The 14,347-nt window shown below is 74.2% G+C and carries 11 protein-coding genes; 6 read left to right on the top strand and 5 right to left on the bottom strand.

Annotation, left to right across the window (positions count from 1 at the left end):
• Genes AB0M46_RS08820 through AB0M46_RS08835 form a run of 4 tightly spaced genes read right to left on the bottom strand, consistent with a single transcriptional unit; the run spans window position 1 to window position 3,852 of the window.
• On the bottom strand, window positions 1-822 hold the full coding sequence (locus AB0M46_RS08820; protein WP_363333960.1) for an enoyl-CoA hydratase/isomerase family protein: 822 nt from the start codon (window positions 820-822) through the stop codon (window positions 1-3).
• On the bottom strand, window positions 819-1,991 hold the full coding sequence (locus AB0M46_RS08825) for an acyl-CoA dehydrogenase family protein (RefSeq protein ID WP_363333961.1): 1,173 nt from the start codon (window positions 1,989-1,991) through the stop codon (window positions 819-821). Before AB0M46_RS08825 ends, AB0M46_RS08820 begins: the two co-directional genes overlap by 4 nt.
• Window positions 1,991-2,989: an acyl-CoA dehydrogenase family protein gene (locus AB0M46_RS08830; protein ID WP_363333963.1), complete on the bottom strand. Its 999-nt coding sequence runs from the start codon at window positions 2,987-2,989 to the stop codon at window positions 1,991-1,993. The genes AB0M46_RS08825 and AB0M46_RS08830 overlap by 1 nt, the downstream gene beginning before the upstream one ends.
• Window positions 2,986-3,852 carry an enoyl-CoA hydratase/isomerase family protein gene (locus AB0M46_RS08835; RefSeq protein WP_363333965.1) on the bottom strand — a complete coding sequence of 289 codons (867 nt, stop codon included), beginning with the start codon at window positions 3,850-3,852 and terminating at the stop codon, window positions 2,986-2,988. Before AB0M46_RS08835 ends, AB0M46_RS08830 begins: the two co-directional genes overlap by 4 nt.
• A 44-nt stretch (window positions 3,853-3,896) precedes the next feature.
• Here AB0M46_RS08835 and AB0M46_RS08840 point away from each other — a divergent pair, with 44 nt between their 5' ends.
• From AB0M46_RS08840 to AB0M46_RS08855, 4 genes are all read left to right on the top strand, one after another.
• Window positions 3,897-4,823 (top strand): hypothetical protein, encoded by a 927-nt coding sequence (locus AB0M46_RS08840; protein ID WP_363333967.1) that lies wholly within the window; start codon window positions 3,897-3,899, stop codon window positions 4,821-4,823.
• 44 nt (window positions 4,824-4,867) lie between these two features.
• On the top strand, window positions 4,868-8,386 hold the full coding sequence (locus tag AB0M46_RS08845; RefSeq protein WP_363333969.1) for an indolepyruvate ferredoxin oxidoreductase family protein: 3,519 nt from the start codon (window positions 4,868-4,870) through the stop codon (window positions 8,384-8,386).
• The gene (locus AB0M46_RS08850; RefSeq protein ID WP_363333971.1) at window positions 8,383-9,204 is read left to right on the top strand and encodes an FCD domain-containing protein; all 822 of its coding nucleotides are present in this window, start codon (window positions 8,383-8,385) and stop codon (window positions 9,202-9,204) included. Before AB0M46_RS08845 ends, AB0M46_RS08850 begins: the two co-directional genes overlap by 4 nt.
• A gap of 91 nt (window positions 9,205-9,295) precedes the next feature.
• Window positions 9,296-10,354, top strand: coding sequence for a PQQ-dependent sugar dehydrogenase (locus tag AB0M46_RS08855; protein WP_363333973.1), 1,059 nt, complete (start codon window positions 9,296-9,298; stop codon window positions 10,352-10,354).
• A gap of 29 nt (window positions 10,355-10,383) precedes the next feature.
• On the opposite strand, the gene AB0M46_RS08860 is transcribed toward AB0M46_RS08855, so the two are convergent.
• Window positions 10,384-10,953: an ABATE domain-containing protein gene (locus tag AB0M46_RS08860; RefSeq protein ID WP_363333975.1), complete on the bottom strand. Its 570-nt coding sequence runs from the start codon at window positions 10,951-10,953 to the stop codon at window positions 10,384-10,386.
• Between the two features lie 87 nt (window positions 10,954-11,040).
• Here AB0M46_RS08860 and AB0M46_RS08865 point away from each other — a divergent pair, with 87 nt between their 5' ends.
• Window positions 11,041-12,504: an alpha/beta fold hydrolase gene (locus tag AB0M46_RS08865; protein ID WP_363333977.1), complete on the top strand. Its 1,464-nt coding sequence runs from the start codon at window positions 11,041-11,043 to the stop codon at window positions 12,502-12,504.
• Between the two features lie 60 nt (window positions 12,505-12,564).
• On the top strand, window positions 12,565-14,274 hold the full coding sequence (locus tag AB0M46_RS08870; RefSeq protein ID WP_363333978.1) for a discoidin domain-containing protein: 1,710 nt from the start codon (window positions 12,565-12,567) through the stop codon (window positions 14,272-14,274).
• Window positions 14,275-14,347: the final 73 nt, after the last annotated feature.

A 14,347-nucleotide genomic window follows, 5' to 3' on the forward strand; every position in this document is an offset into this window, starting at 1 on the left:
TCACCACCCCCGGAAGACCGGGTCGCGCTTCTCGGCGAAGCTGCGCAGCCCCTCGGCGCTGTCCTCGGTCCACACGTTCATGGCCACGGCCATCTCCTCCCGGTCGAACGCCGCGACCCGGTCCGAGTCCAGCGAGTGGTTCAGCAGGCGTTTCGCCAGGCCGATCGCGACGGTCGGCCCGGCCGCGAGCCGGGCCGCGAGGGCGCCGGCGGCGGCGTCGAGCTCGTCGGGCTCGACCACCTGGTGCACGATGCCGAGCCGCTCGGCGTCGGCGACGGACAGGTCGCCGCCGAGCAGCAGCAGGCGCTTGGCCCGGTGCAGCCCCAGGACGCGGGGGAGCAGGTAGGCCGCCGCGGCGTCGGGCACGATCCCGCGGGTGACGAACAGCTCGGCGAAGCGGGCCCCGGCGCAGGCCACGATGAAGTCGGCGGCGAGCGCGAGCTGGGCCCCCATGCCGGCGGCGACGCCGTTGACCGCGGCGATGACCGGCTTGGGGCAGTCGAGCACGGCCGCGATGAGGGCCTGCGCGCTGCGCACGGCGGGCCCGGTCGCGCCGACGATCCTCGCCGGCCGCCCGTCCCCGGCCGGCGGGGGCCCGGGGCGACTGAGGTCGCCGCCGGCGCAGAAGGCCCGGCCGGTGCCGGTGAGCACGACCGCGCGTACCTCGGCGGTCGAGCCGGCCTCGTCCAGCAGCGCGATGAGCCGCTCGCGCTGGGGCGGGCCGAGCGCGTTGAGCTTCTCGGGGCGGTCGAACACGATGCGGGCCACCCCGTCGGCGACCGTGCAGCCGATCTGCCGGGTGACGTCCTCGACGGCGCTCATGCGCGGGCCTGCCGTTCCCGGGGCAGTCCGAGGTGCCGCTCGGCGATGATGCCGCGCTGGATCTCGCTGGTGCCCGCGTAGATGGTGGTCACGACCGAGTGCCGGAACTCGTGCTCGATCCAGCCGTCGGCCGGCGCCCCGGTGCCGTGCCCGGCCAGCAGCCCGTCCGCGCCCAGCACGTCCTCGAAGGACGCCGCGGCCCGCATGAGCGCCTCGGAGCTGAACAGCTTGGCCAGCGAGCCCTCGGTGTGGGGCAGGACGTCGCGGGCGGTGAGCCAGGTCATGCGGTAGCCCATGAGGCGGCTCACCTCGAGGTCGGTGGCGGCCCGGGCCAGGGCGGCGCGGACCTCGGGCCGCTCGATGGGCGGGTGCCCGTCGGCGCCGGGCGTGCGGGCCCAGGCGACCGCCCGCTCGACCAGGTGCAGCAGGTGCCCGGCGGCGGCCGGCTGCCGCTCGAACGCGAGGGCCACCATCATGACGTCCCACCCGCCGTCGACCTCGCCGACGCGGGCGCTGTCCGGGACGCGGACCCCTTCGTAGAAGGTCGCGTTGGTGCGCTCGCCGCCGAGCGTGGGCACCGGGCGGATCTCGACGCCCTCGGCGTCCAGCGGCACCAGGAACATGGTCAGGCCGCGGTGCTTGGGCACGTCCGGGTTGGTGCGGGCGAGCAGGAAGACGTGGCTGGCCTCGTGGGCCATCGTGGTGAACATCTTCTGGCCGTCGATGACCCAGCCGTCGCCGTCGCGGATGGCGCGGGTGCGGGCCGCGGCGACGTCGGAGCCCGAGTCCGGCTCCGAGTAGCCGAGGCTCATGAGGGCCGCGCCGCTCAGGATGGCCGGAATCACCTCCCGCCGCTGCTGTTCGGTGCCGACGATCTGCAGGGTCTTGGCGACCAGCTCGGAGATGAGCCAGCCCTCGATCGGGATGCCGGCCCGGGCGAACTCCTCGTTCAGCGTGGCCATCTCGAACGGATCCCGGCCCTGCCCGCCCTGCTCGACCGGCCAGGCCGCGGCCAGCCAGCCGCGCTCGGTCATGGCGCGGTGCACGTCCCAGCTGTGCAGGGTGCCGGAGTCGTGCACCGCGGCCGAGGTCGACGGCGGCAGCGCGGCCAGGAACTCGCGCACCTCGGCCCGGAACCGCTGCTGCGCCGCGGAGAGCTCGAATTCCATCAGCCCCGCCCTTCGTCGATGTCGGCCAGGGCGAGGTCCACGACGGCGGCGACGGCCGCGCGCTCGCCGCCGGCGAGGAGGTCCAGGGCCTTGGCGCGGCGGAAGTACAGCTGGATGTCGTACTCCATCGTGTAGCCGTAGCCGCCGTGGGCATGCAGGCTGCGGTCGGTGGCCAAGCGGGCGGCCCGGCCGGCGAACGCGGCGGCCATTGCGGCCAGGCCGCGGCGGCGCCCGCTGCCGCAGCCGCCGGCCCACGCCGCCTCGAGGACCAGCAGCTCGGCCCCGTCCACGAGGGTCGCCGCGTCGGCCAGCTGGTGGGCCAGGGCCTGGAACGAGCCGATCGGGCGGCCGAACTGGTGACGGGTCTTGGCGTAGTCGACGCCGAGGCGCAGCCCCGCCGCCCCGATGCCGGTCAGCGTGGCGGCGGTGAGGACCTGCCAGTCGGCGAGGGCGTCGGCGAACCCCTCGGTCGCGTCCGGCCCGGCGGCGAGCACCGTCGCGCCGGCCAGGTCCACGTGCCCGATGGCCAGCCCGGCCAGGGTCTGCTTCGGGCGGTCGACGTCGCGCCCCGGCGCCGATGCCACGATCCGGCCGTCGTCCCAGGCGAGGACCCGGTCGGCGACCGCGGCCCAGGGCGCCGTCCGGGCGACGCCGGCCACGGCCGGCCGGGGCGCGAACGTGACCAGGCCGGTGACGTCGGTGCGGCCGAGGCGGTCGAGCAGCCGGGTCGCGACCAGGGTCTCCACCAGCGGGGCGGAGGCGAGCGCGGCCCCGGCGGCCTGGGCGGCGATGGCGAGCTCGGCCAGCCCGGCCGGCGTCGCCTCGCCGGCGCCGGCCAGGTGGGGGAAGCCGAAGTCGCCGAGCATGGCCCACAGCGCCGGGTCGAAGCCGAGCGGCTCGGCCGCCCGCACCCGTTGCGGGCTGGAGTGCTCGGCGAGCAGGGCGGTCAGGCCCGCGCGCAGGTCGAGCTGCTCCGTGGAGAGGGAGAAGTCCATCATCGCAGCCGCCACCGGGGCCGGTCGCCGGAGCGGAACGTCTGCTGCCCGGCGGCGAGGGCGGCCGGGTCGGTGCCGGCGGCGACCAGCGCGTGGGCGACGCCGAGCGCCTGCCCCGGCGCCATCTGCGAGCCGATCCAGATGGAGCGCAGGGTCGCCTGCACCGCGAGGGGCGGCAGCGCGGCGATGCTCCCCGCGATCGCCCCGGCCGCGGCCCGCAGCTGGTCGCCGGGCACCACCTCGGACACCAGGCCGATCTCGAGCGCGCGCCGGGCGGACATCCGCTCGGCCGAGCCGAGCAGGGTCAGGCGCAGCACCTCGCCCAGCGGCATGCGGCGCAGCAGGTGTAGCGGCTCGAACACGGCCGGCATGCCGAACGTGGTGTGCGGGTCGAAGAACGTGGCGGTGTCGGCGGCGATGATGATGTCGGCCTCGCCGAGCAGGTAGAAGGCGCCGCCGCAGGCGATGCCGTTGACCGCGGCGACGACCGGCTTCCACAGGCCGCACGACTTGGGGCCGAGGAAGTCGCCGACGTCCGCGCGCAGGAACGGGCTGGCGGCCTTCAGCAGCGCGCTCGACTCGTCCTCGGCGCTCTCCCCGGTCCCGTCGCCGTCGGCGGCGTCGAGGCCGGAGCGGTCGTATCCGGTGCAGAAGGCCCGGTCGCCGGCGCCGGTGACGACCACCGCCCGGACCTCGTCGTCGAGCCGCAGCCGCGTCCAGAGGCCGGCGAGCTCCCGCAGCATCGTCTCGTTGAAGGAGTTCAACACCTCGGGCCGGTGCAGCTCGACCCACGCGACCCCGGCATCGATGGAGACCCGCAGCGTCGAGAGCGCCGCGTCGTCGTTCGAAAGGGGTGTGTTGTGCATCACAGCCCGAAGGTTATAAGGTTATACCCTTAGCGTCAAGGGAGGTGGTCGAGGTGCGAGTGTTCACCGATGCGGCGCTGCGGGACCTGTCGCTGTCGCCCCGCGCCCGACTGGTGCGCCGGCTCGGGGCGTCCGACGGGGCCGGCCTGCGTGACGAGCTCACGGCGCTCGAGCGGGAGCACCGTGGCCAGCGCGAGCGCTACCTGGACTGGGTCACGACGATCCTCGCCACCGCCGCCGAGCGCCACGGCCGCGCGGGCCTGCGCCTCCTGACCGGTCGGACCTTGACTTTCTTTGCCGCTTACCCCGGCGTCGAGCCGGTGCGCGACGACCTGCCGGCCCCGATGGCCGACGAGGTCGCCGCGGCCGCCGACCGGGGCGACACCGACGGCGCGCTGGCCGTCTTCGACCGGCGGGAGGCCGAGTGGCGCTCGGTCATCGACGTGCTGCGGGACTGGCTGTCCGCCCTGCTCTCCCAGGTGTACGCCGAGTGGGGCCCGGACGAGCTCGAGGCGTTCCACCGCCGGCGCGGCGAGGACGCCCTGCGCGGCCTCATGGCCGACATCGACCGGCCCGCGGGCGACCGCCTGGTGAACCTGGTCCGTCTGCTGCAGGGCCACTTCACCGAACTCGTCGTCAGCGAGGACGACGAGAAGTTCACGATCGTGCAGGACCCGTGCGGCACCTGCGCCCGGCAGGTCCTCGACGGCCGGTTCGCGGCCGGGCTCGGCCTCGCCGTCGTCGACGACGAGCACCCGGTCGCCTGGGGCGGGCGGGCCACCACCATCTACCGCACCCACGTGCCGATCTGGCACGTGGAGATGGCCCGCGAGCGGCTCGGCGCGCCCTGGCCGGTCAACCTGTGCCCGTCCGGCCTGGACGGCGGCGCCTGCACCATCCTGCTCTACAAGGACCCGAGCGACCCATCCGCCGCGGCCCGGGTGCCCAGCGCACCCGCCGAGCCCGCCTGACGCGACGTCGAACATCCCCCCGCAACGAAGGGCCCGAGACACCCATGACCGAAGTGGTTGAGCCCAAAACGGTCGGCAGCGAGACGCCGGCCGGCCGGCGCGCCGGCTACCGGCTGGCGGACCGCTACGACGCCGACGACGGCACCGTCGTCCTCACCGGCACCCAGGCGATCACGCGCATCTTGCTGGACCGGCACCGAATGGACCGGGCGGCCGGGCTGCGCACCGGCGGCCTCGCCTCCGGCTACCCCGGCTCGCCGCTGGGCGGGCTGGACCTCACCCTGCACCGGGCGGCCGAGACCCTCGCGGCCGAGGACATCCGGCACGTGCCCGGCGTGAACGAGGAGCTCGCGGCGGCCGTCGTGTTCGGCACCCAGCAGCCCTCGCCGGGCGGGCTCCGCGACGGGCTGCAGGGCGTCTTCGGGCTCTGGTACGGCAAGTCCCCGGGCGTGGACCGCTGCGGCGACGCGTTCAAGCACGCCAACCAGTTCGGCGTGCACCCGCTCGGCGGCGTCATCGCGGTGGCCGGCGACGACCCGGCGGCGAAGTCCTCGTCGCTGCCGAACCAGAGCGAGACCGCGTTCTACGACGCGCTCATGCCGGTGCTCGTGCCCGGCTCCACCCAGGAACTGCTCGACTTCGGGCTCATCGGCCTGGAGCTGTCGCGGTACTGCGGCTGCTGGGTCGGGCTGAAGGTGGTGACCAACGTCGCCGACTCGGTCGGGTCGGTGAACCTCGCCCCCGACCGGCTGTCCCTGCACCGCCCGGAGCTGGAGATCGACGGCGAGCCGTGGCAGCACCGGCAGCGCATCGACCTGGTCCCCACCATCCTCGTCGATCGGGAACGGGACCTGCTCGAGCGCCGCCACCTCGCGGCCGTCGCCTTCGCCGCCGCCAACGGCCTCAACCGCATCGAGGGGGCCACGACCGGCGCCCGGATCGGCATCGTCGCCGCCGGCAAGACCTACTACGACGTCCGGCAGGTGCTCACCGACGCCGGACTCGACGACGCCGGCCTGCGCGAGCGGGGCATCCGCCTGCTGAAACTCGGCATGATCTACCCGCTCGACCCGGCCGTCGTGGAGCGCTTCGCCGACGGCCTCGAGCACGTCGTGGTCGTCGAGGAGAAGCGCGACTTCATCGAGTCGGCGGTGCGCGGGGCGCTGTACCCGACCCCGCACCGCCCCACCGTCGTGGGCAAGCGCGACCGGGCCGGCCGGCTGCTCGTGCCGGCCCACGGCGAGCTCGGCGTCGACCGGATCAGGCCCATCCTGCGCCGCGAACTCGGCCTGGCCGAGCCGGTCCGGGCCGGTGCGCCGGCCCGCGGCCCGATCGCCCTGCCGCTGCTGACCCGCACCTCCGCGTACTGCAGCGGCTGCCCGCACAACCGCTCCACCGTGCTGCCCGCCGGCGCCGTCGTCGGCGGCGGCGTCGGCTGCCACGGCATGTCCTACTTCGACCCGCGGCTGGCCGGCAACCAGAAGCTGCCGGTCGTGCCGATGGGCTCCGAGGGCGTGCCCTGGATCGGCATGGCCCCCTTCGCCCAGACCGGGCACATCTTCCAGCACCTCGGCGACGGGACGTTCTCCCACTCCGGCCTGCTCGCCGTGCGGGCCTGCGTGGCGGCGGGCGTGAACATCACCTTCAAGATCCTGTTCAACGGCTACGTCGCGATGACCGGCGGCCAGTCGATTGCGGGCGGCATGCCGGTCCCGGCGCTCACCCGTGAGCTGGCCGCCGAGGGCGTCAAGCAGATCATCGTGTGCGCCGACGACCCCGGGCGCTACCGCGGCGTGCGCGACCTGGCCCCGGGGACCACGGTCCGGCCCCGCGCGGACGTGCTGGCCGCGCAGGAGCGCCTCGGCGCGGTCGAGGGCGTCACCGTGCTCATCTACGACCAGGTGTGCGCGGCCGAGGCCCGGCGGGAGCGGCGCGCCGGCCGGCTGCCCCGCCCCGACCGCCGGGTGATCATCAACGAGCGCGTCTGCGAGGGCTGCGGCGACTGCGGCGTGCAGAGCAACTGCCTCTCCGTCCAGCCGGTCGACACCGAGCTGGGCCGCAAGACCCAGATCCACCAGACGTCGTGCAACGCCGACTTCAGCTGCCTCGACGGCGACTGCCCGTCGTTCGTCACCGTCCGCACGACCGCGCCCGCGACCCGGCGCCCACCCCGCCCCCGCCGCGCGGACCCGGACGCGCCGCCGCCCGAGCCGGCGGACAAGGCGGCGCTCGGCGACCGGACCTACGGCATCTACCTGGTCGGCATCGGCGGCACCGGCGTCGTCACCGTCAACCAGGTCCTGGCCACCGCCGCCCTGCTCGACGGGCTCCACACGGCCGGCCTCGACCAGACGGGGATGAGCCAGAAGGCCGGCGCCGTCGTGTCGCACCTGCAGATCGGCGCCGCCCCGGTCGACGCCCGCACCGCCGCGGTCTCCGACGGCCAGGCCGACCTCTACCTCGTGTTCGACGCGCTCAGCGGCGCGGCCCCGCAGCACCTGGCACGCACCGATCCACAGCGGACCGTCGCCGTCGTCGCCTCCTCGCTCACGCCGACGTCGGCGGTGGTGACGAACACGGCGACCAGCCTGCCGCCGGCGGACACGCTGCTGGAACGCATCCGGGCCGCCGTCGGGCGCACCACCGCCGTCGACGCGGCACAGCTCAGCCGGGCCGTGCTCGGCGACGAGACGACCGCCAACGTCCTGCTGCTCGGGGTGGCCTACCAGGCCGGGGCGCTGCCGCTGTCGGTCGCCTCGATCGAGGAGGCGATCCGGCTCAACGGCGTCGCGGTCGAGGACAACATCGCGGCGTTCCGGGCCGGGCGCCGCCACGTGGTCTCGCCGGCCGTGATCGAGGCGCCGGCGGCGGCGACCCGGCCGGGCGCGGCCGGGCTCGACCCGTCGCCGGGCGCGCGGGCGGCCGCCGGCCGGCTGCTCGACGCGGTGAGCCTGCCGGACGCGGTACGGGAGATCGCCGAGCCGCGAGCCGGGGAACTCGTCGACTACCAGCACGCGCGGCTGGCCGAGCGGTACGTGGACACGGTGCGCCGGGTCACGGCCGCCGAGGCGGAGCGCTTCGGGACCGACGCGGTGTCCGTGGAGTTCGCGCGGTACCTGTACAAGCTGCTGGCCTACAAGGACGAGTACGAGGTCGCGCGGCTGCACCTGAAGGTCGACATCGGCGCGCAGGCGGCCACCGGCGGCGGGCGGGCGCGGGTGCAGTACCACATCCATCCGCCCTTCCTGCGAGCGCTCGGGCTGCGCCACAAGCTGGCGCTCGGCGGCTGGTTCCGGCCGGTCTTCGGGGTGCTGCGGGCGATGCGGCCACTGCGCGGCACGGCGTTCGACCCGTTCGGCCGGGCCGAGGTCCGCCGGGTCGAGCGGTCGCTGCCGGAGGAGTACACGACCGCGGTGCTGGCCGCGCTACGTACCGACGACCGGGAGCGTTGCCTGGCCGTGGCGCGGGCCCCGGACATCGTTCGCGGATATGAGACCATCAAGCTCGCCAATGTGGCCGAGTTCCGGGCGGTGCTGGCCCGTCCGTCCGAGGTGACGGCATGACCAAGGGGGAGATCATGGCGGAGCCCGTCGCGGGCCGCGGCACGAAGGGTCCGCTGCTGCCGCGCCGCCGCGTCGGCGAACGCCTCGCCGACGAGCTGCGCGACCAGATCCTGCGCGGCGAGCTCACGACCGACAACGGGCTGTTGAAGCAGGACGAGCTGTTCGAGCAGTTCAAGGTCAGCATGCCGTCGGTCCGCGAGGCCATGCGCACGCTGGAGACCGAGGGGCTCATCACCATCCGCCGCGGCAACCGCGGCGGCGCCGAGGTGCACCCGCCACAGCTGGAGCGGGCCGGCTACGTCTTCGGACTCGTGCTGCAGTCCCGCAACGTCAGCGTGCATGACCTGGGCCTGGCGGTCCGCCGCCTCGACCCGATGTGCGCCGAGATGTGCGCGACCCGGCCGGACCGCATGCAGACCGTGGTGCCGGCGCTGCGCGAGATCCACCACCGCACCGAGGCGAGCCTCGGCGACTTCGCCAAGTTCGTGGCCTGCATGAAGGAGTTCCACGAGGCGCTGGTCCGCAACTGCGGCAACCAGACCTTCGAGCTGCTCTTCGGCATGCTCGAGGGGTTGTGGTACGCGCACGAGGAGGAGTGGGCGGCCCGCACGGTGATGGAGGGCGAACTGCCCGGCACCGAGGCGACCCGGCGCAGCATCGAGTGCCACGCCGAGTTGATCCGGGCCATCGAGCAGGGCGACGGACCCGGAGCCGCGATCCTGGCCCGCCGCCACCAGGAAGACACGCAGCCGCAGGCCAACCTCGGCGTCGACCCCGCGGTGGTGGTCAACGCCCAGCTCATCCGGCCCCCGGACTGAATGATCGGCGCTGCGCTCACCCGCCGGGTGTCCGGATCATTTCCGGCGGGTGGGGCGGCGGTTGGGCGCGTCCGCAATCGTGGTGCGGGTGGTGAGCCTGCGTTGGTGGTCGGTCGTCGCGGCGGTCGCCGTCTCGGCTTCCATCGGCGTTTCGGCGGCGGCCGTCTGGCTCGGCGTCGGTGCTGCCGATCCACCGAAGAACGACCTGCGGCCAGGGGAGGTCCGCACCTTGGCCACCGGCCTGCAGATCCCGTGGGGCCTCGCCTTCCTCCCGGACGGCTCGGCATTGGTCACCGAACGCAACACCGCCCGGCTCCTGGCGGTGAGCAAGCGCGGCGCGGTCACGGAAGTCCAGCGGTTCGCCGACGTGCACGCAACCGGCGAAGGGGGCCTGCTCGGCCTCGCGGTGTCGCCGTCGTACCGGACCGACCATTGGGTGTACGCGTACTACTCGACCGCGGTCGACAACCGCATCGTCCGGTTCCACCTCGGCGGCGCCCCCGTCGCGGTGCTCACCGGCATCCCGCACGCCGACCAGCACAACGGCGGCCGGCTCGCGTTCGGCCCGGACGGGATGCTCTACGCCAGCACCGGCGACACCGCCAACGGCGAGAACGCCCAGGATCGCCACACCCTCGCCGGCAAGATCCTCCGCATCACCCCCGACGGTAAGCCGGCCCCCGGCAACCCGTTCGGCGGCAGCGCCGTCTTCAGCCTGGGCCATCGCAACGTGCAGGGTCTCGCCTTCGGCCCGCACGGCACGCTGTACGCATCTGAGCTGGGCCTGGAACGCTTCGACGAGCTCAACCGCATCGAGGCCGGGAAGAACTACGGCTGGCCGGTGGTGGAGGGCAAGGGCAGCGACACCCGGTTCGCGAACCCGATCGACGTCTGGGCGCCCGAATACGCATCGCCGAGCGGCATCGCGATCGCCGGTGGCCACGTCTACGTGGCCTGCCTGCGCGGCAAGCGGCTGTGGAAGGTCGGGCTGGACGGGCAGCAGCCACAGGCGCTGCTCGCCGGCTCGTACGGGCGGCTGCGCACCGTCGCCTCCGCGCCCGACGGGACGCTGTGGGTGATGACGTCCAACCGGGACGGCAGCGGCGCACCGATCAGCACCGACGATCGCATCCTGCAGCTGCTGCCGTAGGCTCGTCACCCCTGTGCGCCCGGCCAGGCTCAGCCGCGATGCTTCTGGTAGTGGCGCGCGACGCGGGCACGGTTGCCGCAGGTGCTCGGGGAACACCACCTGCGCTTCGGGTGCGCGGGCAGGAACAGCAGGCGGCAGCGCGCGCCCTCGCAGGCGCGGACACGCGTGATCGCCGGGTCGCCGAGCAGCTGCGCGGCGGCGTGCGCAAGCTCGGCGCACAGGTCGCGGCGCGGGTCGCCGCTGCGCGCGATGGTGATGGTCACGGTCGTGCCGTTCCAACCGATCCGGGGGCAGGCCGGCGCGGCGCGCAGCGCGTCGTTGAGTGCCGCCAGCGACTCTGGCGGGGGAGCCGAGCCCTGCCGGACCTGCTCGACGCAGCCGGTGATGTGTGCGCGCAGTTGCCGCAGCGCCACGAGGTCCAGATCGCCGGCGCGGGCATCGGTGAGCCGCCCCAGGGCGTGCTGCGCGTCCAGCCAGGCGGCCGCCGTCGCCGGCGAGGCGAGCAGGTCGACCACGTCGCCGTCCGGCCCGTTCGCGACGGTGTTGACCAGATCCAGGGCGAGCGGCTCGCCGGCGAGCGGGATCGTCGTCTCCCTCACGGATCTAATCGTACTCCAGAGGCTTGACACATTAGTTCGCGAGGTCGCAGGATCTAATGCGTCACCAATCAGAAGAGGGATTAGATCTTGACTGCTCTCGCGATCCCCGCACCGGTGCATCACCGCTACGCCGACGTCGACGGCGTGCGCGTCTTCTACCGCGAGGCCGGGCCCGCCGACGCGCCCGCGCTGTTGCTGCTGCACGGCTTTCCCAGCAGCTCGCATCAGTACCGCCGCCTCATCGACACCCTGGCCGGCCGCTACCACGTCATCGCGCCGGACTATCCCGGCTTCGGCTTCACCGAGGCGCCCGACGGGTACGTCTACACCTTCGACGCGCTCGCCGACACCATCGACGGCTTCGTCGAAACCCTTGGCCTGCGCCGATTCGCGCTGCAGATGTTCGACTTCGGCGGGCCCGTGGGCCTGCGGCTCGCCCTGCGGCATCCGGAGCGGATCACCGGCATCGTGGTCCAGAACGCCAACGCGTACGCCGACGGCCTGTCCGAACTGGCCCGCGACACGATCGCCAACCGGCCGGGCGTTCCCGGTGCCGAGGAGCGCGTGCGGGAGATCCTCACCCTGCCGGTCACGCGTGGCCAGTACGAGGGCGGCACCGCGGACCCGACGCTGGTCGACCCCTCCGGGTGGACCCTCGACCAGCACTTCCTCGACTCGCCAGGGCGCGAACGGGCACAGATCGCGCTCGCCCTCGACTACCACTGCAACGTCGCCGCCTACCCGCAATGGCAGCGGTGGCTGCGCGAGCACCGCCCGCCGGCGCTGATCTTGTGGGGCCGCAACGACCCGTTCTTCACCGAGGCCGGGGCGCACGCCTACCGCACCGATCTGCCCGACGCCGCCGTCCACGTCTTCGACACGGGGCACTTCGCGCTGGAGGAGCACCTGCCCCGGGCCGTGGCGCTCATCGACGGCTTCCTGCGCGCACTGCCCCGCAAGATCGCCGTGATCGGCGCGGGCGGCCGGCTCGGCGGCGCGATCGCCCGCGAGGCGGCCGATCGCGGTCACCAGGTCACCCCGCTCGGCCGATCGACCATGGACGTCACCGACCCCGCCTCGGTGTCCGCGGCGGTCGCCGGCCATGACGCTGTCGTCGCCGCGATCAAAGGCCCCGACGGCGTTGTGCCGCGGGGTGCGGCGGCGCTGCTCGCCGGCCTCACCCGCGCCGGCGTCCACCGGCTGGTCTTCGTCGGCGGTGGCGGTAGCCTCGAATACGCCCCCGGCCGGCGGTTCGTCGACTCGCCCGACTTCCCCGCCGCGTACCGGCAGACGGCGCAGGACCAGGCCGCGGCCCTCGACCTGCTGCGCTCCTCGTCCGGTCCCGTGAGCTGGACCTACGCCAGCCCGCCGCCGGTCCACCTGGTCGACGGCGCCCGCACGGGCCACTACCGGACCGAGGCCCGCGACACCCCGCTCACCGACGCGGCGGGCGAGAGCCGCATCAGCATCCCCGACTACGCGGCCGCGATCGTCGACACCATCGAACAGGGCGGCTACGACCGGCAGCGGGTCACCGTGGCGTACGCCTGACCGGTCCCGTCGCCGGGCCCGTTCTTCAGCGTCCGGGCCCGTTGTCGTTACGATCCGCAGGTGCGAAGGCTCTGGGGACGCTCGCCCTCGTCCGGTGCGGTGCTTGCCGCTTCCTGCGGGCTCGCGGTGCTCATCGCCGGGGTCGCCTTCGCGCACGGCGTGGTGGGCAAGGGCGACCGGAGCGCGCCCGGCTGTGGTACCGCTGACGTCGCCCGCGCGGCTGCGGTCACCGCCTCGTCCACGGACGGGGCCACGACCCAGCCGGGGGCGGCCGTCGACGGGGACCCGGGCACGCGCTGGTCCAGCGCCTGGGATGACCCGCAGTGGCTGATGCTCGACCTGCATCGGCGGGTGTCGGTGTGCCGTGTGGTGCTCGACTGGGAAGCGGCCTACGCCACCGCCTTCGACCTCGAGGTCAGCGACGACGGGCGGGGCTGGCGGACCGTGTACAGCACCACGAGCGGGCACGGCGGCCGCCAGGTGCTCGACGTCGCCGGGAGCGGGTCCTACCTGCGGCTGCACCTCAGGGCGCGGGCCACGCGCTTCGGGTACTCGCTGTTCACGGTGGCGGTGTTCGAGGGCACCGCGGCGGACCCGCGCGCGGGTGACCGCGCGTCCCCGGCGACGAGGGAAACGCTGCTGTCCTACCGCAAACCCGTCACCGCCTCGTCCCACGGCAAGAAGACGGCCCCGGCCAACGCGGTCGACAACCTGGCGGGCACGCAGTGGGCGACCGCGAACCAGGCCGGCGGCCCGAGCTGGCTGGCCGTCGACCTCGGCGCGCCGGCGCGGGTCAGCCGGGTGAGCCTGCAGTGGGGCGAGGCCCACCCCGCCGCCTACGACATCCAGCTGTCCGGCGACGGCGGGACCTGGCGGACCGTCTACCACACCGATGCCGGCAAGGGCCTGCGCGAGGACCTCGCGGTCGCCGGCTCCGCCCGCTACGTGCGGCTCTCCTCGGACCAGCCGGAGATCTCGCTGTGGGAGTTGTCCGTGTACGGCACCGGCGGCGCCCCGCTTGCGCCGCCCCCGGTGGACCCGACGCACGACCCGCGGCAGCTGGTCTGGAGCGACGAGTTCGACGGCCCCGCGGGCGCCCCGCCGGACCCGGACAAGTGGACTCCGGACACCGGGCCCGGGGTGACCGGCGAGCTGCAGTACTACACCGACAACCGCAACGCCTTCCAGGACGGGCAGGGCCACCTGAGCCTCGAGGCGCGGCGCGAGGTGGTGCCCGGCACGACCTGCCCGCTCGACCCCATGTCGAAGAGCACCACATGCCAGTACACGTCGGCGCGGCTCAACACCTCCGGCCACTTCAGCTTCCAGTACGGGCGGGCGGAGGCGCGGATCAAGGTCTCCGGCACGCAGGGGCTGTGGCCGGCGTTCTGGCTGCTGGGCGCGGACCTGTACACCGGCGCGGCGGGCTGGCCCGAGTGCGGGGAGATCGACGTCATGGAGCACGTCGGGCGCCAGCCGGACCGGATCTCCTCGACGCTGCACGGGCCGGGCTACCGCGGTGGCGCCGGCATCGGGGCGCCCTACGTCAGGCCGGGCACGGATTTTGCCGCGGACTACCACGTGTACGCGGCGGACTGGCGGCCGGACCGCATCACGTTCTCCGTGGACGGCCAGGAGTTCTTCACCGTGCGCAAGGACGACACCGAGCGCGGCCGCGGCCCGTGGCCCTACGATCACCCGTTCGTCCTGCTCATCAACAACGCGGTCGGGGGGCCCCGGCCCCGGCCCCCCCCCCGCGGTACAGGATGACCGCCCGCGCGTGAGGGGGGCAAACGGGGGGGGTAACCCCGACCCCGCCACCCCCGCAGAAACAGGGGGTAAC

Source organism: Dactylosporangium sp. NPDC051485 (assembly GCF_040682015.1).
Lineage (GTDB): Bacteria > Actinomycetota > Actinomycetes > Mycobacteriales > Micromonosporaceae > Dactylosporangium.